Genomic DNA, 23,152 nt, shown 5'->3' with positions numbered 1-23,152 from the left:
GGCAACTAACGCATTACGGCTTGATGTTGTCCGGCAATGCATAAGCAATGATGTAATCACCGACGTCAGGCGAATGGCTCATGCCGCCTGCGGAGATGACCACGTACTGCTTCCCGGTGGTGGGTGACTGATAGATCAGCGGGGCCGCAACCGCACCAACCGGCAAACGGGCTTTCCAGACTTCTTTACCGGTGGCCGAGTCGAGTGCGCGCAGGTAGTAGTCCTGGGTGCCTGCAAAGAACACCAGGCCAGAGGCTGTCGACGTCGGACCGCCAAGCGTCGGCATGCCCAGCGGAATCTGCAGGTGGGTCTTGATCCCCAGCGGGCCGGTATCCTGGACGGTGCCCATGGGAACCTGCCAGACCAGTTTCTGCGTATTCAGATCAATCGCACTCATGCTGCCGAAGGGCGGGGAGTTGCACGGCACGCCCAGTGGCGACTGGAGAATGTCGATTCTCACGCCACCATAGATACCGGCGACTTGCGGGCGAATGGTGCCCATGAAACCTGGCACTTCGTCGGTCGAGACCTTGAATTTCTTGGTTTCTTCCTTGGTCACCAATGTCATGCGCAGCGGCATGCGCATGTCGTTGACGAACATCGTGCCGGTGTTCTCATCGATGGAGATGCCACCCCAGTTCATCCCGCCCAGCAAGCCAGGCCATTCGATGTACGGCTTTTCGCTTGGCGGCGTGAACGGCCCCATGTAGACCGAATCTTTGAACATGATCCGGCAATACAGTTGGTCGAATGTCGACACCCCCCACATCGACTTTTCAGTCAGGGGGTCGGCCCCGATCACCGGCATGCCGGCCGAGTACGGTTGTGTCGGCGACAGGTGTTCGCCTTCTGCTGCCGGAGAGGTTGGAACCGGACGTTCCTGTACTTCTGTCACCGGCTGGCCAGTGCGACGATCCAGCACAAAGATTTGGCCGGTCTTGGTGGTCTGGATCAAGACCGGGGTTTTCACGCCCTGGGCATTCTTGATGTCATAGAGAACCGGCTGCGATGGCAGATCGTAATCCCATACATCGTGGTGAATGAGTTGGTAGACCCATTTGGCTTTACCAGTCGATGCATCGACGGCCACGACGGCCGAGCCAAATTTTTCTTTGACGGCGTTGCGATCACCGCCCCAATAGTCGGGCGGGCCGTTGCCGGTCGGCAAGTAGACCAGGTTCAGCTCTTTGTCGTAGGTCGGGATCGTCCATACGTTAGGTGTTTCCAGCGTGAACTGGTGATCGGCCTTGGTTGAGTCCGTGCCCTCGGGCGCGCCGACGTCCCATGCCCACACCAGCGCACCGGTCAGCACGTCGAAGGCGCGGACAGCGCCGGAAGGTTCGCCAGCCACAATGTCGCGTACCCAGCCGCCCACCACCGTGAGGTGGCCCATGACCACTGGCAGTGAGGTCGGGTGATAGCGCTTACTGTTCTCTGTCGGGCCCATGCCTTTCTTGAGATCGACGTAACCGTTGTCACCAAAACTCTGGCAAAGGGCGCCGGTATGCGCGTCAAGTGCAAACAGACGGGCATCTACCGACGACACCAGAATACGCTGGCGGCATTGCTGCTGATCGTTATACGAGGCTTTGACCGCTGCGCTCAGGCTGTCGTCTTTATCAATGTCGTAATAGCCCACGCCACGGCACGTCACATGCTCTTCGCTTTTGGCGTGAGGATCGAACTTCCAGATCGGCTTGCCTGTATCGCCATCCAGCGCGGTGATCAGGTTTTCCGGGGTGCACGAATACAGCACGTTGCCGATCTGCAACGGGGTGTTTTCGTCAACGCCAGCGCCGGCGCCGGTGGTCCTGCGTCCGGTCTGGTAGGTCCAGGCTACTTGCAGGTCCTTGACGTTTTCCGGCGTGATTTGCGTGTAAGGCGCAAACCGCGTCCCTGACGCATTGCGCCCGAAGAACTCCCAGTTTGCAGGCCCGCTGGCGGGCTCCGTGGCCTTGGGCGAGTCAGTCGCGGCGACAGGGTTCGAGATCCCGCCGTGCGGGTAGAACGCCGCAATAAAGGTGGCGATCAGGGCCAGGAACACGGCAAAGCCGAATCGGTTGGCGGTGCGCCGGGTGGTCAAGGACGTTTCCGGGAACGCAGCACCGACCCACAGGCTGAGGGTCAGGATGATCGCCGGCACCACCAGGCGTGGCAGCAGTTGCCAGTAGCTGAACTGGCCCACTTCGTAGAACGCCCACACACACGTGGCGAGGAAGATGACGACGGAGAGGGCAATGCTGATAGGTTTACGCAAGACAAACAGTGCTGCCAACAGCAGATAGGCGAAGCCGGCCAGCAGGTAGTAACTCGATCCGTCGAGTGCTACCAGTTTGAACCCGCCATAAATCAACGCCAGTGCCACGGCAAAAACAAGCAGGGAGAACAGTCCCCTTGCAATAGTACTCATTGAGGATCTTCCAGAGTGAGATCGATGATCGTCTGTCATATTTGTATATGCTCAGTTGGGGAAAAACGTAGCTGCGCCCACTGTGTACGAGCAACTTGGCCGAATGTTGAGTCCGGCCTTTAGTTGGCCAGGTGTGGTTGGTCCATGATCCCGCTGCGCTGTCTTGCTGACGGCAAGTGAGCAATGGAATCAGCGTAATAACTTGCCATCCCCGTATCTTGGCCCGAATGCCGGCACTCTTTCACCCCAACCCCTTCACGCTAAAAGCACCGTTCAATAACGAACTTGATGCTTAACCGGGGGCTGATTGAGTTTCGGCAGGAGGGGTAAAGAAAACGTGGGCGGCAGTATTACGCCTGCTTAATGACTATCCATGTGTTCAGTCGGTAATGAGTAGGCCCGAAGGCTCTGTCGGCCTTGATCGGGTTACATGCTTTGCTCCGACTGATTCGCAGGTCAATCGCGGTGGATTAACGCGCAGACCAGTTTATAGCGCTGGTTTTTTGGATAAATCCATAAGACTGGAAAACATTGTTGATGAAACAGTAACAATGCGCGGTGATACGGATTGTCGATGCCGGTGTCCGGGCAATCCTGTGCAGGGGGAGGCTTTTGGGGGGCGTGCTCGGTCTTTTCAAAATCCGGTCGAACCTTGCGCGTTAGCGAGGTTCACAGGAGGTGCGACGTGTATTTTGCGCAACCTTGTACCTTGTACGTTACCCGGTAGCGTCTGAGCTGTAGTCAATCGTTTTAAAACAAAATAATCCCCGGAAACAGCGCCTGGTGCCTGTCCGGACCCGCCCCCCGGGACTATCATGCCGGTAGCCCTGACCCTCACTGCAAGGAGCCGCTCGGAACGCCGATGCGCCAGATCTGGAAATCTTTTCGAGCCCTTTATTTCGCCTCCTTGATGATGCTGATCGGCTCCGGCCTGCTCAGTACTTACCTGGCCTTGCGCCTGGCGGCTGACAACGTCGACAGCCTGTGGGTCGGTGCGCTGATGGCGGCCAACTATTCCGGCCTGGTGCTGGGCGGCAAGATCGGCCACCGCCTGATCGCCCGGGTCGGGCATATTCGGGCGTATGCCACCTGTGCCGGGATCGTCGGCGCGGCGGTGTTGGGCCATGGCCTGATCGATTGGCTGCCGGCCTGGATCGTGCTGCGGATCATCGTGGGCCTGGGGATGATGTGCCAGTACATGGTCATCGAAAGCTGGCTTAACGAGCAGGCGGATGCCCGGCAGCGTGGCGTGGTGTTCAGCGGCTATATGATCGCGTCCTACCTTGGCCTGGTGCTGGGGCAGTTGATCCTGGTGATGCATCCCCAGCTCGGCCTCGAGTTGCTGATGCTGGTGGCGCTGTGCTTCGCCCTGTGCCTGGTGCCGGTGGCCATGACCCGACGCATTCACCCGGCGCCCCTGCGTCCGGCGCCGATGGAGCCGCGCTTCTTTATCCAGCGGGTGCCGCAGTCGTTGAGTACGGTGCTGGGGGCGGGGTTGATCGTCGGCTCGTTCTACGGTCTGGCGCCGCTCTATGCGTCCCAGCAGGGGCTGACCACCGAGCAGGTCGGTCTCTTCATGGGTAGCTGCATTTTTGCCGGGTTGGTGGTGCAGTGGCCGTTGGGCTGGCTGTCGGATCGTTACGATCGTGCGCTGTTGATTCGCTGCTTCGCCCTGTGCCTGGCGGTGGCGGCATTGCCGTTGGCCATCCTGAGCAAGGTGCCGTTGGAAGTGCTGTTCGTGGCCGGGTTTCTGTGTTCGCTGGTGCAGTTCTGCCTGTACCCGCTGGCCGTGGCGTTTTCCAATGACCACGTTGAAGGTGATCGGCGGGTATCGCTGACGGCCATGTTGTTGGTGACCTACGGCGTTGGTGCCAGTATCGGGCCGTTGCTGGCCGGTGTGGTGATGAAGCTGTTTGGTAGCCAGATGCTGTACGCGTTTTTCAGCCTGTGCGCGCTGATCCTGGTGTGGCGTATCCGTCCTAAAGCGGTGACCAACCTGCATCAGGTCGATGACGCACCGCTGCAGCACGTGGCGATGCCTGACAGCATGTCCAGCTCGCCGCTGGTGGCTGCACTTGATCCGCGGGTCGATGAGCAGATGGTGCAGGAACAGATGCAGACGGCTGTTGCGGAACCTGAAACCGACTCCGAGCCACCGCCCGATGAGCCGCCTTTCGAAGGGCCGCCGGAACCACTGGGCCCGGATGAGCACCCCCATGACCTGAGCAGGGCGCGCCCCTGAATGCAAAAACGGGCAGATCCCCAAAGGGTCTGCCCGTTTTTTGTCGCCATCTTAGTGCTTAAAAATCGTCGTCTTTGTCGAAGCGCCGTGCTTCGCGTTGCAATTGGTACACGAAACGCTCGACCTGGCGCTGCACCAGGCCGCTCATGTTGTGGAAGCGCACGCCGGCGAAGGTGGTGTTGATCTTCTCTTCGAAGTGCAGGTAACGCAGTTCGACCGAGGTGGTCATGCTGCCGAAGGGCAGGGCGGCGATGAAGCGGTCGTAGACCTCGCCCAGTTGCAGTCGCTCGGAAATATCGCCTTCAAAGCGCAATTTGCAGCCGGTGGCGGAGATGTCCAGCAGTTTGCCGGTGGGGGCGGCCTTGAGTTTCTCGCCGCCCAGCTCGATGTTCACCAGTTGTGCCAGCTTCAGCGCGGCACGGAACGCATTGCGGCGCTGATGGTAGACCACCTCGCCCGGCATGCTGCCGGTGTAGATACGGTGGCCGCCTTTTTCGCTGATGTTCAGGGTGCCGTTGCTTTCCCAGGCGATGCGTACACCGTCGTGAAAGCCTTCGATGCGGAAGGGTTCGCCATTCTCAAGGTGGCGTTCGCCATCGCGGGGAATCATTTCGTCCAGGGCCAGGGTCTTGCTGTCCCGGTCGACGTCGACCAGGTAGCTTTGAAAGCGCTGGCTGCGTTCATGGAAGGTGATGATCAGCGGGTCATGGCTTTCTTGCAGCATCCGCAAGGTGCCGGCGATTTCCAGAGGCGTGGTGAGCACCTTGGGTGGCTGCGGAGCATCTTCCGCATTAAGGGCGTTGAACACGGTTCTTCCATCTCCAGACAAAATACGACTACACGCAATAACCGTCATTTTGCCAGTATGTCGCGCGCCTTGGATAGGGCGCGCTTTAAACCGGCGTCAGGCTTGGCTGCGGGTGCTTGGCTTGACCAGGCGTGAGGTAGAGCCTTGGGCGTTATACAGGGCCGGAGGCTCACCGCCATGGAGTATGCGCAACTGATTGGCGGTCGTGGCTTGCTGAAGCTGGATCGACTGACCGTTGAGCAGGTTGGCTTCCTGACACTGGGTGAGTAATTGATTGAGTTCTTTGCTCTGGGCCAGCAACTGATCGCCGACCGAGGAGTGACTGGCCAACTGTGCAAGGCCGTCGTGATCAGCCGGCAGGCCGAGGCTGACGAGAATCTGGCTGCGCTTCTTGCCATGCTGTTCCAGCAGGACAATCAGCGACTGTTTGCGCGCCAGGATTTCTTCCAGCAGCGGCATATCCCGGCCGTAGAGGGCCAGGGATTCTTCTTTGAGCAGCTCGAGCAATTGTTGCGTCGGCGCCAGATCATCAATGATCAGTTGAAGCAGATTTTCGTCGTGGTGCATGGCTGGCCTTGGGTTTTAAGCGTCCAAAAGCCTGGCGCAGGCCTTTGCCTAGCGCTCGGCTTCGAAGTTAAGCAGCTTGCTGGCTACACGGTTGCTGTCGACTTTGTAGCTGCCATCGGCGATCGCCTGTTTCAATTCGGCCACGCGGGCTTGATTGACGACGGGTTGATCGCGCAGCGAGTCAGTGACCTTCTGCAACTGTTGAGCCTCATTGCTCAGGTGTACGGATTCCCCGCTTTGGCTGGCGCTGGCCTGTTCTGCCTTGGCGGGCAGAGGTTGGGCCTTGGCTTCTACGCTGTCCTTGGTGCCGCTGGTGCGCGTAGTGCCTGGCAAAGCCGGGGCGTTATTCAAACGGCTGAAATCGATGACCATGATAAAAAAACCTCTGGGTATTTGGACGCTTGCCATGGTTTCGGCCATACCCGGACAAACTTTAGGCGCGATTGACAATAAACCTGCATGCACGAACGTCAGGCGTACAGTGTAGGAAAAGCTGGCGTCCTATTCCAGTGATCTATAAAGCCACCTCGACTTGGCCGGGCGCTGTGACCCGTGCCTTGATGACGCGGTTGGAATTGAGGTTCTTGACCCGGATCTGTTCGCTCATACCGCCGTTGGACAGCGCTTCGCCCGGCATCTTCACGTTCAGCCCGCCGCTGCTCGCGGAAATGACGACCTGGTCGCCCTTGCGAATGACCTCGGCCTGTTCAAGATGGACCAGGGTGATGACCTGATCGGTGACCATTGGTCGGGTTAATCGTTGCCCGACAGCCTGGTCCACTGACGTCAGGTAACCCTGATTGATCAGGCTGATGTCCCGCTCACGCAAACTGACATCCTCATAACCGATGATTCCGCTGCGTTTGAGCGGCCGCGACACCACGACCACATCGCGAAACAGTTTGACCTGGGCGGGCACGAACACGGTCCAGGGCGAGGCACCTTCACAGCGGACCTTGACCGTCACGCGGCCAATGGGTTGGGCCGGGCTTTCCAGGGTGGCTGTCAATTCCTTGTCGCACATCGGCATGCGCAGGCGTGGGTCCAGTTGGTTGACCTGGATTTCATAACGTCCTGGTGTCTGAGTGGTTGCCAGATAATCTTCTACAGTGAACTCAAGAAAGCCTTGGGTGACGCCGATAAGTAGATCAGGCAAGGTGACGTTGTCGGCGCGGGCAGTGGCGCTTGCGCCCACGGCAAACAACGCCATCCAGGCGCAGAGTAATCTGCGGTACCGTGGGCGGCTGGTGCGTCGGGAAACTGTCGTTTTCATATCCATAGCCAATAAAAAGCAAAGCTCGTGCCGTTTAGTGTTGGGTGCGCGTCGTACCCCCAAAGGTTTTAGCGTAGGAGTCTGGGCATGGCAGGTGTAATGGATTCAGTAAACCAGCGCACACAGCTGGTAGGGCAGAATCGCCTCGAACTGTTGCTTTTTCGCCTGGACGGCAAGCAGCTATATGGCATCAACGTGTTCAAGGTGCGGGAAGTGCTGCAGTGTCCCAAGCTGACGATCATGCCCAAGTCGAGCCCGGTGGTGTGTGGCGTAGCCAACATCCGTGGTGCGACCATCCCGATTCTCGACCTGGCATTGGCCACGAGTTCGGCCGGCCTGCAAGACCGCGAGAACCCGTTTGTGATCATTACCGAATACAACACCAAGACCCAGGGTTTCCTGGTGCGCTCGGTGGAACGTATCGTCAACATGAACTGGGAAGAGATCCATCCACCGCCCAAGGGCACCGGTCGCGATCACTACCTCACGGCAGTGACGCGGGTGGACAACCAGTTGGTGGAAATCATCGACGTGGAGAAAATCCTCGCCGAAGTCGCACCGACTTCCGAAGCGATCTCGGTCGGCGTCGTCGACGCCGAAACGGCGCACAAGGCGGTCTCGCTGCGGGTGCTGACGGTGGACGACTCCTCGGTGGCGCGTAAACAGGTAACCCGTTGCCTGCAAACCATCGGCGTTGAGGTGGTGGCGCTCAATGATGGCCGCCAGGCGCTGGATTACCTGCGCAAGCTGGTGGATGAAGGCAAGAAGCCGGAAGAAGAGTTTTTGATGATGATTTCCGACATCGAGATGCCGGAAATGGACGGTTACACCCTTACGGCTGAGATACGTAACGATCCACGCATGCAAAAATTGCATATCATCCTGCATACTTCGTTGTCGGGCGTATTCAATCAGGCGATGGTCAAGAAGGTCGGTGCTGACGACTTCCTGGCTAAATTCCGCCCTGATGACCTGGCATCCCGGGTAGTCGACCGGATCAAGGCAGCAGATCACGGCTAGGGGGATTTCCCTGGCGGTCACACGATTTAAGAGGCGGTATCATTGTCTACGGGTAATTTGGATTTCGAACAGTTCCGGGTCTTCCTGGAAAAAGCCTGTGGCATATTGCTCGGTGAAAACAAGCAGTACCTGGTATCCAGCCGTCTCAACAAACTGATGGAACAGCAGGGCATCAAGTCCCTCGGTGAGTTGGTCCAACGGATTCAGAGCCAGCCGCGCAGTGGGCTCAAGGAAATGGTGGTCGATGCCATGACCACCAACGAAACCCTGTGGTTTCGCGACACCTATCCCTTTGAGGTACTCAAGAGCAAAGTGTTGCCCGAGGCGATCAAGGCCAGCCCGGGTCAGCGTTTGCGGATCTGGTCGGCAGCCTGTTCCTCGGGGCAGGAACCGTACTCGATTTCGATGGCCATCGACGAGTTCGAGCGGACCAACATGGGCCAGTTGAAGGCCGGTGCGCAAATTGTCGCCACCGATTTGTCCGGCACCATGCTCACCAACTGCAAGACCGGCGAGTACGACAGCCTGGCGCTGGGCCGCGGTTTGTCCCCGGAACGCCTGCAGCGTTACTTCGATCCGAAAGGCGCGGGGCGTTGGGCGGTCAAGGCGCCGATCAAGAGTCGGGTGGAGTTTCGCTCGTTCAACCTGCTCGACAGCTACGCCAGCCTGGGCAAGTTCGACATGGTGTTCTGCCGCAACGTGCTGATCTACTTCTCGGCCGAAGTGAAGAAAGACATCCTGCTGCGCATCCACGGCACGCTCAAGCGCGGTGGTTATCTGTTCCTCGGTGCATCCGAGGCGCTGAACGGCCTGCCGGATCATTTCCAGATGGTGCAGTGCAGTCCAGGGATCATTTACCAGGCCAAGTAAGTCGCACGCAGTCAAAGTGTGGGAGGGGGCTTGCCCCCGATAGCGGTGTGTCAGTCTCAGTATCTATGACTGAACCACCGCTATCGGGGGCAAGCCCCCTCCCACATTTGTTTGCGCGGCAAACTTCCCAATAGCGGCAACCGCGATTGCCGCTTTACTGGCGCCACGCGGAAACCGCTTGCCGCTTTTCTGGCATTGCCGCCGGCAATCTCCCCGCAAACCCTTGATATATGGGGTTCCACCAGATTGGCATGCACCTTGCTATAACCCTGTTAACGAACAGCAGGTCAGCCTAAAGGTTTCCGCCATGAGCATCAGCTTCGATAAAGCGCTCGGTATCCACGAACAAGCCCTGGGCTTTCGCGCCCAGCGTGCCGAAGTCCTGGCCAACAACATTGCCAACGCCGACACCCCGAACTACAAGGCTCGGGACCTGGACTTCTCCGCCGTGCTCGCCGCACAGCAGGACAAGACCAAGAACGGCACCTTCGCCTTGAATATGACCAACAGCCGTCATATCGAAGCGCAAGGCCTGAGCAGTGGTGACGAGTCGCTGCTGTATCGCACCCCGATGCAGCCATCGATCGACCAGAACACCGTCGACGCGCAGTTGGAGCAATCGGCCTACGCCGAGAACTCGGTGAACTTTCAGGCCAGCTTCACCCTGCTTAACAGCAAATTCAAAGGGCTGATGTCAGCCCTGCGTGGAGAGTAAGCCATGTCCCTAGCCAGTGTTTTCAATATTGCCGGCAGTGGCATGAGCGCGCAGACCACGCGTTTGAACACCGTCGCCAGTAACATCGCCAACGCCGAGACCGTGTCTTCGAGCATTGACCAGACCTACCGCGCCCGTCACCCGGTGTTCGCCACCATGTTTCAGGGCGGCCAGAGCAGCGGCGGCGATTCGCTGTTCCAGAATCAGGACGCTGCCGGGCAAGGCGTGCAGGTACTCGGCGTGGTTGAAGACCAGAGCAATCTGGAAGCGCGCTATGAGCCTAATCACCCCGCGGCGAACGAAAAAGGCTACGTGTACTACCCGAACGTCAACGTGGTCGAGGAAATGGCTGACATGATCTCTGCCAGTCGCTCGTTCCAGACCAACGCGGAAATGATGAACACCGCCAAAACCATGATGCAGAAGGTCCTGACCCTGGGTCAGTGATAAGGGGCGCCAAACAATGGCCATTGTTGATACGACGAACAACACGGCAGTCCAGGACCTGTTCAACAGCAAGGTCAAGACTGCGACGGACAACAGCAGCATCAGCGCCGCGACCAAGGCGGTAACGGGCAACCAGTCGATGGGCAAGGATGCGTTCTTGCAACTGTTGGTGACCCAGCTGAAAAACCAGGACCCGCTGTCGCCCCAGGACAACGGTGCGTTCGTGTCTCAGTTGGCGCAGTTCAGCAGCCTGGAAGGCATCAACAATCTGAATGATTCGGTAAACAACATCTCCAGCAACTACAGCTCGTCGCAAGCGCTGCAGGCTTCGTCGCTGGTCGGTCGCTCGATTATTACCCAGACCGACAAGGCGCTGGTGGATACCAGCAAGAGCATGACCGGCTCGGTCGCGGTGACGGCGGCAACGGGTAACGTCTCGATCAAGATCACCGACAAAGACGGCGTCGTGGTGCGCACCCTTGAGATGGGTGCTCAGAGCGCAGGGAGTTCCGACTTCATCTGGGATGGCAAGAACACCGCTGGTGAGGTCGCCGCCCCCGGGACTTACACCTTTACGGCCACCACCAAGAATGACGCGGGCGACTCGGTGGCACTGGCGACTTCGCTGCCAGCCACGGTAAACAGCGTGACCCTGAGCCAGACCGGCGGCGAAATGCTGCTCAACCTTGCAGGCGGCATGGGCAGCGTCAAGCTGTCGCAAATTCAGACTATCGGTACATAGAGCCGGCTAAATACGGCAGAGGGAGAGAAACATGTCTTTTAACATCGGCCTTAGCGGCCTCTATGCGGCCAACAAACAACTGGACGTGACCGGCAACAACATCGCCAACGTCGCGACCACTGGCTTCAAATCGTCCCGTGCGGAATTCTCGGATATCTACGCGGCGTCCAAACTGGGCACCGGCCAGAACAGCATCGGTAACGGTGTGAACCTGGCGGCCGTGTCCCAGCAATTCACCCAGGGTGATGTCAACAACAGTGGCGGCATCCTGGACATGGCAATCCAGGGCGGTGGTTTCTTCGTACAGAAGGGCAGCGACGGTTCGCTGGAATACACCCGTAGTGGTGCCTTCCGTTCGGACAAAGACGGCTATATCACCAACAACACCGGTACTTCGCGCCTGCAGGGCTACGCGGCGGATGACAACGGCAAGATCGTCAAGGGTGGCTTGGTCGACCTGCAACTCAACTTGTCGAACCTGCCGCCAAAAGCCTCCAGCACCGTCGATTCCAGCAGTAACCTGAACTCCTCGGAGCCGGTGATCGACCAGGTGGCCAAGCCATTCAACCCAACCGACACCAAGACCTTCACCACCCAGTACAGCACCACCTTGTACGACACCCAAGGCAACGCTCACCCGATGGTGCAGTACCTGGTGAAGACGGACTCCAACCAATGGAAGTCCTACACCTTGATCGACGGGCGTAACCCTGATGGTACCCCGATCAGTGGCGCAGGCGCGGTGGCACCTGTCGCATCGACCCTGACGTTCGACACCGGGGGTAAGCTCACTGGTGTGGTTACCCCGCCTAGCGCGGTCTCCAACACCACCCTGACCATTTCCAACTGGAAACCGGGCACCGTGACCAACGGTGTATGGACTGCTAACGGCGCCGCGGCCAATGCGGGCGGTATTGCGATCAACATGGCGGATATCACCCAGTACAATTCGGCCAGCTACCGCAACCCACCGGTCACCGATGGTTATGCTACCGGCCAGATCACCGGGCTGAAAATCGACGGCAGCGGCGTACTGTTCGCCACCTTCAGTAATCAGCAGAGCAAGGCCATTGGCCAGATCTCCCTGGCCAGCTTCAACAACGAACAAGGCCTGCAGCCATCTGGCGGCACCACTTGGAGAGAAACCTTCGCCTCGGGCCAACCGGGATACGACGCCCCTCAATCCGGTACCCTCGGTTCGATCGTGGCCAACTCCCTGGAGAACTCCAACGTCAACCTGACCAGCGAGCTGGTAGACCTGATCAAGGCCCAGAGCAACTACCAGGCGAACGCCAAGACCATCTCCACCCAGAGCACCATCATGCAGACCATCATCCAGATGACCTGATGCGTTAGCGCTGCACAAGAAGCCCCTCGATTGAGGGGCTTTTTTTTGCGTTTCATTTGGCATTAAGACCTTTTCCCACTACCGATGCGGTTACGAGATGACACGCCTTTGTTGGAACGCGCCACACCTGTCTTTCCACCTATCCAGCCGAGAGGCATTGGGTTCTCTCATTGTTGGGGAGAGGCGATATGTGGAGTTCATCGGTATCTGGCCAAGGGGTCGGGGGTGTGCGTTACGAAAGTGGGGGGGCAGGGCAGCACCTGAAGGCCACCAGCCAGTCTGATGGCACCAAGCAAGACACGGGCGCCGTCAAGGACAGCGTCACAAAGCTGATCAAAGAGCTTGAAGACGCCGAAAAAACCGGGAAGAGCCAGACGGCCCAGGAGCTGCGGAACAAGCTGAATGAAATGCGAAAGGAGCTCGGCGAAGAGAAGTTCAAGGAGATTCTCGAGGACGTGAAGAAAGACGCGTCCGACGACTTTCAGGCGTTCATGAAGAAAACCTTCCCGGAAGAATTTCCGGATGGTTCGTCTCCGGATGCGCCGCCGTCACCCGCACCGTCTCCATCCCCTTCCCCGGGCGGTGGTGGCGGAGGTGGAGGTGGAGGCGGTGGTGGCGGCGGCGGCGGTGGCGGTGGCGGTGGTTTCGGCCCCAGCGAGTCCATGAGCGACAAGCCGATTACCGAAGGCGCGAAGCATTTCGACTACAAGCCCGATGACAGCGAGCCGGGGAAAAAACCGGAGAATATCTGGAGCGGCTTCAGACAGGGGCCGGACGGCAATTGCGTGACGGTTTCGGCGATTAAAGCCGCCATGATGCAATTTGGCGAGAAGCCCACCGACGTCTTCAAAGAGGTCAAGGAGACGGGTAATGGCTACTCTGTGACCATGCGCGATGGTGTCAAGGTTGACCTGACCAAGGATGAAGTGCGGCTGGCTGCCACCCATGCACGTTTCCAGGGCGATGACCCGAAAATGATGACCAACGCCAATTTCATGTTTGCCGTCAGCGCAAAACGGGCGCAATTGGAAAACAACGACGGCACTGCCGGGCGCAGCTTTCTGGATGGCATACGTACCCTCAATGATGGCGAGAACGCTCGGGAAGGCTTGGACCGTCTGGGCTTGCGCAAAAATTACCGGCCGGCCACGGATGCCGACTTGCGAAGCAGCAAGGTGGGGACGGTGGAGTATGGTGGTCATTCGATGGCGGTGATCGATGGTCGGATTGAACTGTGGGGCAAGCGGGGCGGGGTGCCCCGGTCGGGGATTGCGACCATATTGTTCGGCGACTGACGAGCCTTTGCCCAGGCAAAAAAAACCCGATAAACCCAACTGCAGCAAGGGATTATCGGGGTTTTCCAATCCCGGGCCATCAAGCCCGGAACGTGCTCAGCTTATTGGCACGCTTCGCAATCCGGCTCGTCGATCGCACAGGCTTTCGGCACTGGCGCCGGGCCGGCAGGTGCGGCGAGCACCGAGTCATCACCGTGGTTGCCGCTGGAAACCGCGTTCAGCTTGCCGGTGTTGATGGTCGACTTCTCGGTGCTGGTCGCGGCCAGGGCACGGAGGTAGTAAGTGGTTTTCAAGCCACGGTACCAAGCCATGCGGTAGGTCACGTCCAGCTTCTTGCCCGAAGCGCCGGCGATGTACAGGTTCAGCGACTGCGCCTGGTCGATCCACTTCTGACGACGGCTGGCGGCGTCAACGATCCACTTGGTGTCCACTTCGAAGGCGGTCGCGTAGAGCTCTTTGAGTTCTTGCGGGATGCGTTCGATCTGCTGCACCGAACCGTCGTAGTACTTCAGGTCGTTGATCATGACCGAGTCCCACAGGTCGCGGGCTTTCAGGTCGCGAACCAGGTATGGGTTGATCACGGTGAATTCGCCCGACAGGTTCGATTTCACATACAGGTTCTGGTAGGTCGGTTCGATCGACTGCGATACGCCGGTGATGTTGGCGATGGTTGCGGTCGGTGCGATGGCCATGATGTTGGAGTTACGAATACCTTTCTGTACACGGGCACGTACCGGCGCCCAGTCCAGGGATTCGTTCAGGTCAACGTCGATGTATTTCTGGCCACGTTGCGCGATCAGGATCTGTTGCGAATCCAGCGGCAGGATGCCTTTGGACCACAACGAACCCTGGAACGTCTCGTAGGCACCGCGCTCGTCGGCCAGGTCGCAGGAAGCCTGGATCGCGTAGTAGCTGACCGCTTCCATGGACTTGTCGGCGAACTCGACCGCTGCATCCGAACCGTAAGGAATGTGCTGCAGGTACAAAGCGTCCTGGAAGCCCATGATCCCCAGGCCGACTGGACGGTGCTTGAAGTTGGAGTTCTGCGCCTGTGGCACCGAGTAGTAGTTGATGTCGATAACGTTATCGAGCATGCGAACGGCGGTGTTCACGGTGCGTGCAAGCTTCACGGTGTCCAGCTTGCCGTTGACGATGTGGTTCGGCAGGTTGATCGAGCCCAGGTTGCAAACGGCGATCTCATCCTTGTTGGTGTTCAAGGTGATCTCGGTGCACAGGTTCGAGCTGTGGACCACGCCCACGTGCTGCTGCGGGCTGCGCAGGTTGCACGGGTCTTTGAAGGTCAGCCATGGGTGGCCGGTTTCGAAGAGCATGGACAGCATTTTGCGCCACAGGTCTTTGGCCTGGATGGTCTTGAACAGCTTGACCTTGCCTGGGTACTCGGTGAGGGCTTCGTAGTACTCGTAACGCTCTTCGAAGGCCTTGCCGGTCAGGTCATGCAGGTCCGGTACTTCGGATGGCGAGAACAGGGTCCACTTGCCGTCGTCGAAGACACGCTTCATGAACAGGTCAGGGATCCAGTTGGCGGTGTTCATGTCGTGGGTACGACGACGGTCATCACCGGTGTTCTTGCGCAGCTCGATGAACTCTTCAATGTCCATGTGCCAGGTTTCCAGGTAGGCACAGACAGCGCCTTTGCGCTTGCCACCCTGGTTGACCGCTACGGCGGTGTCGTTGACGACTTTCAGGAACGGTACAACGCCCTGGGACTTGCCGTTGGTGCCCTTGATGTACGAACCCAATGCGCGCACCGGGGTCCAGTCGTTACCCAGGCCGCCGGCGAATTTGGACAGCATGGCGTTGTCGTGGATCGCGTGGTAGATGCCCGACAGGTCATCCGGCACGGTGGTCAGGTAGCAGCTCGACAGCTGTGGACGCAGGGTGCCGGCGTTGAACAGGGTCGGCGTCGACGACATGTAGTCGAAGGACGACAGCAGGTTGTAGAACTCGATGGCGCGGTCTTCTTTGTGCTTCTCTTCAATCGCCAGGCCCATGGCCACGCGCATGAAGAACACTTGCGGCAGTTCGAAGCGGATACCGTCCTTGTGGATGAAGTAACGGTCGTACAGGGTTTGCAGGCCCAGGTAAGTGAACTGCTGGTCGCGCTCGTGGTTGATCGCCTTGCCGAGTTTTTCCAGGTCGAAGGTGGCCAGGACCGGGTTCAGCAATTCGTATTCGATACCCTTGGTGATGTACGCCGGCAAGGCCTTGGCGTACAGGTCGGCCATCTCGTGGTGGGTGGCGCTGGGGGCTACGCCGAGGAAGCCCAGGCCTTCGGCGCGCAGGGTGTCCATCAGCAGGCGCGCGGTCACGAACGAGTAGTTCGGCTCGCGTTCAACCAGGGTACGGGCGGTCATCACCAGGGCGGTGTTGACGTCGGTCAGGGCCACGCCGTCGTACAGGTTCTTCAGGGTTTCGCGCTGGATCAGGTCACCGTCGACTTCTTCCAGGCCTTCGCAGGCCTCGGTGATGATGGTGTTCAGGCGGCCCAGGTCCAGCGGCGCGAATGTGCCGTCGGCCAGGGTGATGCGGATCGATGGGTGTGCTTGTACGGCGGCTTCGTCGGCCGGGGCGCGAACGGCACGTTCCTTGGCGCGCGAATCACGGTAGATCACGTAGTCGCGGGCGACTTTCTGCTCGCCGGCACGCATCAGGGCCAGTTCGACCTGGTCCTGGATTTCTTCGATGTGGATGGTGCCGCCCGAAGGCATGCGACGCTTGAAGGTCGCGGTGACTTGTTCGGTCAGGCGGGCAACGGTGTCATGGATGCGCGACGAGGCGGCAGCGGTGCCGCCTTCAACTGCAAGAAACGCTTTGGTGATGGCGACGGTGATTTTGTCATCGGTGTAAGGAACGACAGTGCCGTTACGCTTGATCACGCGCAATTGGCCAGGTGCAGTGGCGGACAGATCCATATTCGAATCAGCGGCCTGCGGCACGGAGCCCTGCGGGTTCTCGCGAGTTGTGTCGGTTTGCATGGGGTGTTGTCTCCACATTCTATATTTATTTGGGCACCATCTCGGTGCCCACCGTTCCGTCCTGAAGCACTTACAGCAGGCCTTGGCCTGGCATAACAACTTCGGGACAGGAGGAAGGGGGGCTTATCGCGCCGCTTCCATGCCGAAGTCTTCGGTTTGGCGCTCAAAAGCGCCTCGCCGTATTCCTGGTGGGTGACAGTTGCCCGGTTCAAGCACTGCAACACCCGTACCGTTTTGCGCTGTTGGAGCGCTAAAACGGTTGCCATCCACATGAGCGGTTTGGGCTTTCAAAAAATGCTGGAGTTGGACCAAACAGGAGCAAGAAAGGGCTTGAGTTCCTTGTCTGATTTGTGTTTGGTCTTTTAGTTCAAAACCCTACATGTAGGGTTTTTTTGGCGCCGAGGTACAAGATAATGCGTTTTTGGAGGCTTAGCAATCCAGGGCCTGTGGATAACGCTGTGAGTAAAATGTGTATGAAACGTAGAATGCCCGTGTAGGCCGCAGTACTGCTGGACCGCGCCGTTTGTCACTGAATATTCCAAGAAAAAAACGGCTCTTTGGATTTTTGAGGGCGCGAACCCTATCACAAAAAAACCGCATCACCGAATGCATTTCCTGGCTTGTGTTCGAGGGTTGGGGCATGGCTACAATCGATCATTGTTATGCCCTCACAACATTACAAATAAGGTGTGGCTGGCGAAGATCAACAGGTGGGAGGGCGCAAGTCCCCTCCCACATTTGATCGAGCAGACCAACCAATCCCCTAATAACAACGAGGATTACCTGTGGAGCATGAAGCCTGGCAAATCCTGATCGTCGAGGATGACGAGCGATTGGCCGAGTTGACCCGTGATTACCTGGAGAGCAACGGCCTGCGCGTGTCGGTGGAAGGCGATGGCGCCCAGGCTGCGGCGCGGATCATCGCCGAACAGCCGGACCTGGTGATTCTCGACCTGATGCTGCCCGGCGAAGACGGCCTGAGCATCTGCCGCAAGGTGCGCGAGCGCTACGACGGGGTGATCCTCATGCTCACCGCGCGTACCGACGACATGGACCAGGTACTGGGCCTGGACATGGGCGCCGACGACTACGTGTGCAAACCCGTGCGCCCGCGCCTGTTGCTGGCGCGTATCCAGGCGCTGTTGCGCCGCAGCGAGCCGGCGGAACCGGCCGTCGCGCAAAACCAGCGCCGCCTGCAATTCGGCCCGCTGCTGGTGGATAACGCCCTGCGCGAAGCCTGGCTGCAGGGCGAGGGCATCGAACTGACCAGCGCCGAGTTCGACCTGCTGTGGCTGCTGGTGGCGAATGCCGGGCGCATCCTGTCGCGCGAAGAAATCTTCATCGCCCTGCGCGGCATCGGCTACGACGGCCAGGACCGCTCGATTGACGTGCGCATCTCGCGTATCCGTCCGAAGATCGGCGACGACCCGATCCACCCGCGCCTGATCAAGACCGTGCGCAGCAAAGGCTATTTGTTCGTCCCCGAAGCCGCCGCCGACATGCCGCTGTGAACTCGATCTTCCTGCGCATCTACGGCGGCATGTGTGCGGCGCTGATCCTGGTGGCGCTGTTGGGCGTGCTGGCGTTGCACTTGCTCAATGACGTGCGCAGCGGGCAGTACCGTGAGCGCCTGGCCCACGGCACGTTTGCCTTGATGGGCGATAACCTGCAACCCATGAGCGCGATTGAGCGCCGGCGCGCACTGGCGGTGTGGGAACGCCTGTTGGGCATTCCCCTGACGCTGCGCACGTACACCGATGCCCAATTGGACCTCGGCCAGCGCACCCGCCTGCAGCGCGGCCAGGTGCTGGTGCAGCAGACCGGGCCGCATGCTGCGCGGGTGCTGCGGTTGGTCAGCGAGGCGGATCAATTGGTGCTGGAAGGTGAAGTGCAGCAGATCAGCGAGCAATTGGCGCGCGCGACGATCTACCTGTTGGCCGACGAACTGGTGCGTTTCCCGGTGGCCGAGCAGCCGCAACGACTGGCCGCGATAAAAGAAGCCAAGGGTTTTGGCTTCGAGATGCACTTGATGGCCCTCGACCAGGCCGATATGGATGACGACCAGCGCCGCCGCGTGTCGGAGGGCGATACGGTGATGGCGCTGGGCAAGGGGGGCGATTCGATTCGGGTGTTTGCCGGTATGGTCGGCACGCCCTGGGTGCTTGAAATCGGCCCGTTGTATCAAATGAACCCGTACCCGGCGCAATGGTTGATCCTGATTGCGTTGATCGGCCTGACCCTGATTGGCCTGATCGTCTATCTATTGGTGCGTCAGCTTGAGCGCCGCCTCAAAGGCCTGGAAGCGGCCGCCACGCGTATTGCCAAAGGCAACCTGGAAGTGCGCGTGCCGGCGCGCGGGGCCGACTCGGTGGGGCGCCTGGCCGCCGCGTTCAATGGCATGGCCGAGCACCTGCAGCAGTTGCTGGCGATCCAGCGCGAACTGGTGCGTGCCGTGTCCCACGAACTGCGCACCCCGGTGGCACGCCTGCGTTTCGGCCTGGAGATGATCGGCGACGCCGCCACCCCGCAGGCCCGGCGCAAATACCTCGAAGGCATGGACAGCGATATCCAGGACCTCGACGGCCTGGTCGACGAAATGCTCACCTACGCGCGCCTGGAGCAGGGCGCGCCGGAGCTGAATTTCCAGCGGGTCGACCTCAATGCGTTGCTCGATCAGGTGATCGGCGAATTATCGCCACTGCGTCCGCAGATCAACGTGGCCCGTGGTATTTGCCTGTCATCGGCGCATTGGGACGATGCCTGGGTCGATGCCGAGCCGCGCTACCTGCACCGCGCCTTGCAAAATCTGGTGAGCAACGCCATGCGCCATGCCCAGGGCCAGGTACTGATCAGCTACCAGGTCGGCCAACTGCGCTGCCGCATCGATGTGGAAGACGATGGCCCCGGCGTACCGGAAAGCGCCTGGGAGCGCATCTTCACGCCCTTCCTGCGCCTGGACGACAGCCGCACCCGCGCCTCGGGCGGGCATGGCCTGGGCTTGTCGATTGTGCGGCGGATTATTTATTGGCATGGCGGGCGGGCGTTGATCAGCAAGAGCAACAACCTGGGAGGGGCGTGCTTCAGCCTGAGTTGGCCACGGGACCAGGATAAATCCTGATACCGCTATCGGGGGCAAGTCGAACCGTCGCACCGCCCCTCCCACATTTGAATGCATTCCAAGTGTGGGAGGGGGCTTGCCCCCGATAGCGATGGATCAGACGCTAATTGCTACAAGGCTCAACAACTGCTCCCCATCCACCGCAAATTGCCCAACCAACTCCTTGCCATAGCACCACTCTTCGGACAAATCCGTCAGCAGCCGCAACCGCACCTGCCCGTTCTCTGACCATTCCAGCACCTCGGCATGCTCAAAGTAAAAGCGCTTCTGCACGATCGGGTAGAGCGCCTTGAACAAACTCTCCTTGGCCGAAAACGTCAGTGTCACCAGCAGCGCATGTTGCTCACGCGGCAACATGGCCATGCGCTGCAACTCTGCGGCGGTGAGGATTTCCCCGGCCAGGCGTTCGGCGCGCTCCAGGCTCAGGACATTTTCCAGGTCCATCCCCAGCCCACGCCATTGCGCCTTGTGACCGACAATCGCCGCCGCGTGCCCGCTGCTGTGGGTGATAGAGCCGCTGATGTGCTGCGGCCACACCGGCGCACGGTCTTCGCCGATTGCCGGCACGCAGTCCAGGTTATCGAGCTGTTGCAAGGCGGCGCGGGCGCATAACCGGCCGGCGAGAAACTCCGCCTGGCGCTTGGCCACCGAGCGCTGGATGCTCGCCGGCGGCGGCACGGCGCTGCGTTGGAAATCATCGGCGATCAATAGGGCCGGATCAAAGCGCGTACTGAGCAGCACCGTGCCCGGCAAGGGATCGGGCAGCGGCCAATGGGCGTCGAGCGGGGTGCAGCAAGCGGGTAGGGGCGTCATGGGCGGTATTTTGCCGAGTTGACGCGCCAGTGGATAGCCCGCAGCGGTTCAGGCCAGATTCAGAGCCTGTTCAGGGGGAGTTCAGGGGCACTTGCGTAGTCTGGGTCTACAGCCTAAACGCCTAGAGGTAAGTACCATGACTGCGATCAAGAAGCTGATGTTGGCGTTGACCATGCTCAGTGCCACCGCCGGGGTGCAGGCCAGCGATAGCGCCTTTGCGGGATTCGGTCGCGAGAAAACCAAGAAGTCCAGCACACTGATGCAGCGTGTGAGCTTCGATGAGGCGCACAGCCAAGTCGCGCCGTGGGGCCAGGCGCTGGGTTTGAGCAGTCCGCAGGCGGCTTACCGTGCCGGTTATGAACACCTGAGTGGCCACTACAATGGCATTAAACTGCGCCCGCAAGACCTGCAGGGCCGCTATGATATCCCTCTGTCGGACAGTTGATTTGCCTTGGAGAGCCTTATGAAATTGCTGGTGGTGGAAGATGAGGCGCTGTTGCGTCATCACCTGTATACCCGCCTGACCGACAGCGGGCATGTGGTCGAAGCCGTGGCCAACGCGGAGGAGGCCTTGTACCAGACCGGCCAATTCAATCATGACCTGGCGATCATCGACCTCGGCCTGCCCGGCATGGGTGGCCTTGACCTGATCCGCCAACTGCGCGCCCAGGACAAGACCTTCCCGATCCTTGTCCTCACCGCTCGCGGCAACTGGCAGGACAAGGTCGAAGGCCTGGCCGCCGGCGCCGACGACTACGTGGTCAAGCCGTTCCAGTTCGAAGAGCTGGAGGCGCGGATGAATGCGTTGCTGCGCCGTTCCAGTGGCTTTACCCAGTCGACCATCGTCGCTGGCCCCTTGCTGCTGGACCTCAATCGCAAGCAAGCCTCGTTGGATGAGCAGCCACTGGCGCTGACTGCCTACGAGTACCGGATTCTCGAGTACCTGATGCGTCACCATCAGCAGGTGGTGCCCAAGGACCGCTTGATGGAGCAGCTCTACCCCGATGACGACGAGCGCGACCCGAATGTCATCGAAGTGCTGGTCGGCCGCCTGCGCCGTAAACTGGAAGGCCCGGCCGGGTTCAAGCCGATCGACACCGTGCGCGGCCTGGGCTATCTGTTCAATGAGCGCTGCCGTTGATTCGCTCGTTACGTGTGCGCTTGATGCTGGCGGCCACCACCCTGGCCGTGCTGTTTATGCTGGGTTTGTTGCCGGCCATGCAGGGGGCGTTCAGCCTGGCCTTGCAGGACTCGATCGAGCAGCGCCTGGCGTCGGACGTAACGACCTTGATTTCGGCGGCGCGGGTCGAAAACAACCGCCTGCAGATGCCGGCGCAGTTGCCGGACGAACGCTTCAACCTCGCCGATAGCCGCCTGCTCGGCTATATCTACGACCGCGAAGGCCACCTGGTATGGCGTTCGCGGGCGACCCGGGAAGAAAACATCAACTACAAGCCGCGCTATGACGGGCGCGGGAATGAATTTGCGCGGATTCGTGAGGGCAATGGCCAGGAATTCTTCGTGTATGACGTTGAGGTCAAGCTGCTCGGCGGTAAGAGTGCGGCGTTCAGCATCGTCGCGCTGCAACCGGTGCGCGAATACCAACTGACCCTCGAAGGCCTGCGCGAAAACCTCTACCTGGGCTTCGGCGCGGCGTTGCTGGTGTTGCTGACCTTGCTCTGGCTGGGCCTGACCTGGGGCCTGCAAGCGTTGCGGCGCCTGAGCCAGGAGCTGGACCAGATCGAAGGCGGCACCCGCGAAAGCCTCAGCGAAGAACACCCCCGCGAACTGCTGCGCCTCACCGGGTCCCTCAACCGTTTGTTGCACAGTGAACGCGAGCAGCGTACCCGCTACCGCGATTCCCTCGACGACTTGGCCCACAGCCTGAAAACCCCGCTGGCGGTGTTGCAAGGCGTGAGCGAAGACATGGCCCAACGCCCCGAAGACCGCGACCAGGCCTGGGTGCTGCAATCGCAGATCGAACGCATGAGCCAGCAGATCAGCTATCAATTGCAGCGCGCCAGCCTGCGTAAAAGCGGTTTGGTACGCCATCAGGTGCGCCTGCAGCCGGTGCTGCAAAGCCTGTGTGACACGCTGGACAAGGTCTACCGCGACAAGCGCGTGAAGGTGTCCTTCGAGTTGCCGGACGAGTGCGATGTGCCCATCGAAAAAGGCGCCTTGCTGGAACTGCTCGGCAACCTGCTGGAAAACGCCTACCGCCTGTGCCTGAGCGAAGTGCGCATCAGGCTGGTGGAAAGCCTGGAAGGCATTGAGCTGTGCATCGAAGATGACGGCCCCGGTGTGCCGCCCGACCAGCGCGCGCGGATTCTGCAACGGGGCGAGCGGCTGGATCGCCAGCACCCGGGGCAGGGGATCGGCCTGGCGGTGGTCAAGGACATCATTGAAAGCTACGGCGCACGCCTGACCCTGGGGGACTCACCGTTGGGGGGCGCGGCGTTCAAGATTCACTTTCCGGCCCTGTGACCCT

General features: G+C 59.8%; 20 protein-coding genes. 13 read left to right on the top strand and 7 right to left on the bottom strand.

The window, feature by feature from the left end; genetic code table 11:
- Positions 1-13: 13 nt before the first annotated feature.
- On the bottom strand, positions 14-2,410 hold the full coding sequence (locus J2Y83_RS21915; protein WP_253398229.1) for a membrane-bound PQQ-dependent dehydrogenase, glucose/quinate/shikimate family: 2,397 nt from the start codon (positions 2,408-2,410) through the stop codon (positions 14-16).
- 862 nt (positions 2,411-3,272) lie between these two features.
- On the opposite strand from J2Y83_RS21915, the gene J2Y83_RS21910 reads away from it, so the two are divergent.
- Positions 3,273-4,652, top strand: coding sequence for an MFS transporter (locus J2Y83_RS21910; protein WP_253398228.1), 1,380 nt, complete (start codon positions 3,273-3,275; stop codon positions 4,650-4,652).
- Between the two features lie 58 nt (positions 4,653-4,710).
- Here J2Y83_RS21910 and J2Y83_RS21905 read toward each other — a convergent pair whose 3' ends face one another.
- From J2Y83_RS21905 to flgA, 4 genes are all read right to left on the bottom strand, one after another.
- Positions 4,711-5,460, bottom strand: a complete 750-nt coding sequence (locus tag J2Y83_RS21905; protein WP_253398226.1) for a flagellar brake protein — start codon at positions 5,458-5,460, stop codon at positions 4,711-4,713.
- 96 nt (positions 5,461-5,556) lie between these two features.
- Complete coding sequence (locus J2Y83_RS21900; protein WP_253398224.1) at positions 5,557-6,027, bottom strand: flagella synthesis protein FlgN; 471 nt, start codon at positions 6,025-6,027, stop codon at positions 5,557-5,559.
- 48 nt (positions 6,028-6,075) lie between these two features.
- Complete coding sequence (flgM, locus tag J2Y83_RS21895) at positions 6,076-6,399, bottom strand: flagellar biosynthesis anti-sigma factor FlgM (RefSeq protein WP_253398222.1); 324 nt, start codon at positions 6,397-6,399, stop codon at positions 6,076-6,078.
- Between the two features lie 142 nt (positions 6,400-6,541).
- On the bottom strand, positions 6,542-7,306 hold the full coding sequence (gene flgA / locus J2Y83_RS21890; RefSeq protein WP_253398212.1) for a flagellar basal body P-ring formation chaperone FlgA: 765 nt from the start codon (positions 7,304-7,306) through the stop codon (positions 6,542-6,544).
- Positions 7,307-7,387: 81 nt separating this feature from the next.
- Between flgA and J2Y83_RS21885 the strand changes: the two genes are divergently transcribed.
- The 7 genes from J2Y83_RS21885 to J2Y83_RS29635 all read left to right on the top strand — a co-directional run bounded on the left by J2Y83_RS21885 (position 7,388) and on the right by J2Y83_RS29635 (position 13,737).
- On the top strand, positions 7,388-8,320 hold the full coding sequence (locus tag J2Y83_RS21885; protein ID WP_026140310.1) for a chemotaxis protein CheV: 933 nt from the start codon (positions 7,388-7,390) through the stop codon (positions 8,318-8,320).
- Positions 8,321-8,362: 42 nt separating this feature from the next.
- A complete protein-coding gene (cheR, locus tag J2Y83_RS21880; RefSeq protein ID WP_247395915.1) occupies positions 8,363-9,190 on the top strand; it encodes a CheR family methyltransferase in 828 nt (275 codons plus the stop codon).
- Positions 9,191-9,497: 307 nt separating this feature from the next.
- Positions 9,498-9,905: a flagellar basal body rod protein FlgB gene (gene flgB / locus J2Y83_RS21875; RefSeq protein WP_003175633.1), complete on the top strand. Its 408-nt coding sequence runs from the start codon at positions 9,498-9,500 to the stop codon at positions 9,903-9,905.
- 3 nt (positions 9,906-9,908) lie between these two features.
- The gene (gene flgC, locus J2Y83_RS21870) at positions 9,909-10,352 is read left to right on the top strand and encodes a flagellar basal body rod protein FlgC (protein ID WP_046382341.1); all 444 of its coding nucleotides are present in this window, start codon (positions 9,909-9,911) and stop codon (positions 10,350-10,352) included.
- Between the two features lie 16 nt (positions 10,353-10,368).
- Positions 10,369-11,094, top strand: a complete 726-nt coding sequence (flgD, locus tag J2Y83_RS21865) for a flagellar hook assembly protein FlgD (protein ID WP_253398210.1) — start codon at positions 10,369-10,371, stop codon at positions 11,092-11,094.
- Positions 11,095-11,125: 31 nt separating this feature from the next.
- Positions 11,126-12,442 carry a flagellar hook protein FlgE gene (gene flgE / locus J2Y83_RS21860; protein WP_253398208.1) on the top strand — a complete coding sequence of 439 codons (1,317 nt, stop codon included), beginning with the start codon at positions 11,126-11,128 and terminating at the stop codon, positions 12,440-12,442.
- A 188-nt stretch (positions 12,443-12,630) separates the two neighbouring features.
- Complete coding sequence (locus J2Y83_RS29635; protein ID WP_301295036.1) at positions 12,631-13,737, top strand: hypothetical protein; 1,107 nt, start codon at positions 12,631-12,633, stop codon at positions 13,735-13,737.
- Positions 13,738-13,838: 101 nt separating this feature from the next.
- On the opposite strand, the gene J2Y83_RS21850 is transcribed toward J2Y83_RS29635, so the two are convergent.
- A complete protein-coding gene (locus J2Y83_RS21850; RefSeq protein ID WP_253398206.1) occupies positions 13,839-16,733 on the bottom strand; it encodes a ribonucleoside-diphosphate reductase subunit alpha in 2,895 nt (964 codons plus the stop codon).
- A 785-nt stretch (positions 16,734-17,518) separates the two neighbouring features.
- On the opposite strand from J2Y83_RS21850, the gene J2Y83_RS21845 reads away from it, so the two are divergent.
- Positions 17,519-18,244 (top strand): response regulator, encoded by a 726-nt coding sequence (locus tag J2Y83_RS21845; protein ID WP_253398194.1) that lies wholly within the window; start codon positions 17,519-17,521, stop codon positions 18,242-18,244.
- On the top strand, positions 18,241-19,851 hold the full coding sequence (locus tag J2Y83_RS21840; RefSeq protein ID WP_253398192.1) for an ATP-binding protein: 1,611 nt from the start codon (positions 18,241-18,243) through the stop codon (positions 19,849-19,851). Before J2Y83_RS21845 ends, J2Y83_RS21840 begins: the two co-directional genes overlap by 4 nt.
- 96 nt (positions 19,852-19,947) lie before the next feature.
- Here J2Y83_RS21840 and J2Y83_RS21835 read toward each other — a convergent pair whose 3' ends face one another.
- Entirely contained in the window at positions 19,948-20,664 is a 717-nt protein-coding gene (locus J2Y83_RS21835; RefSeq protein WP_253398190.1) for a 4'-phosphopantetheinyl transferase family protein, read from the bottom strand.
- Between the two features lie 136 nt (positions 20,665-20,800).
- On the opposite strand from J2Y83_RS21835, the gene J2Y83_RS21830 reads away from it, so the two are divergent.
- The 3 genes from J2Y83_RS21830 to J2Y83_RS21820 are packed head-to-tail and all read left to right on the top strand — an operon-like array spanning position 20,801 to position 23,148.
- Positions 20,801-21,109: a hypothetical protein gene (locus tag J2Y83_RS21830; protein ID WP_247395900.1), complete on the top strand. Its 309-nt coding sequence runs from the start codon at positions 20,801-20,803 to the stop codon at positions 21,107-21,109.
- An 18-nt stretch (positions 21,110-21,127) separates the two neighbouring features.
- Positions 21,128-21,805, top strand: a complete 678-nt coding sequence (locus tag J2Y83_RS21825; RefSeq protein ID WP_247395898.1) for a response regulator — start codon at positions 21,128-21,130, stop codon at positions 21,803-21,805.
- Positions 21,802-23,148: an ATP-binding protein gene (locus J2Y83_RS21820; protein ID WP_247395896.1), complete on the top strand. Its 1,347-nt coding sequence runs from the start codon at positions 21,802-21,804 to the stop codon at positions 23,146-23,148. Before J2Y83_RS21825 ends, J2Y83_RS21820 begins: the two co-directional genes overlap by 4 nt.
- The last annotated feature ends 4 nt before the right edge of the window (positions 23,149-23,152 follow it).

It is taken from the genome of Pseudomonas marginalis, assembly GCF_024169655.1.
Classification (GTDB): Bacteria; Pseudomonadota; Gammaproteobacteria; order Pseudomonadales; family Pseudomonadaceae; genus Aquipseudomonas; species Aquipseudomonas paraveronii.
Note: the sequence above shows the minus strand (reverse complement) of the source record. Positions and strands in the feature narration are given on the sequence as shown.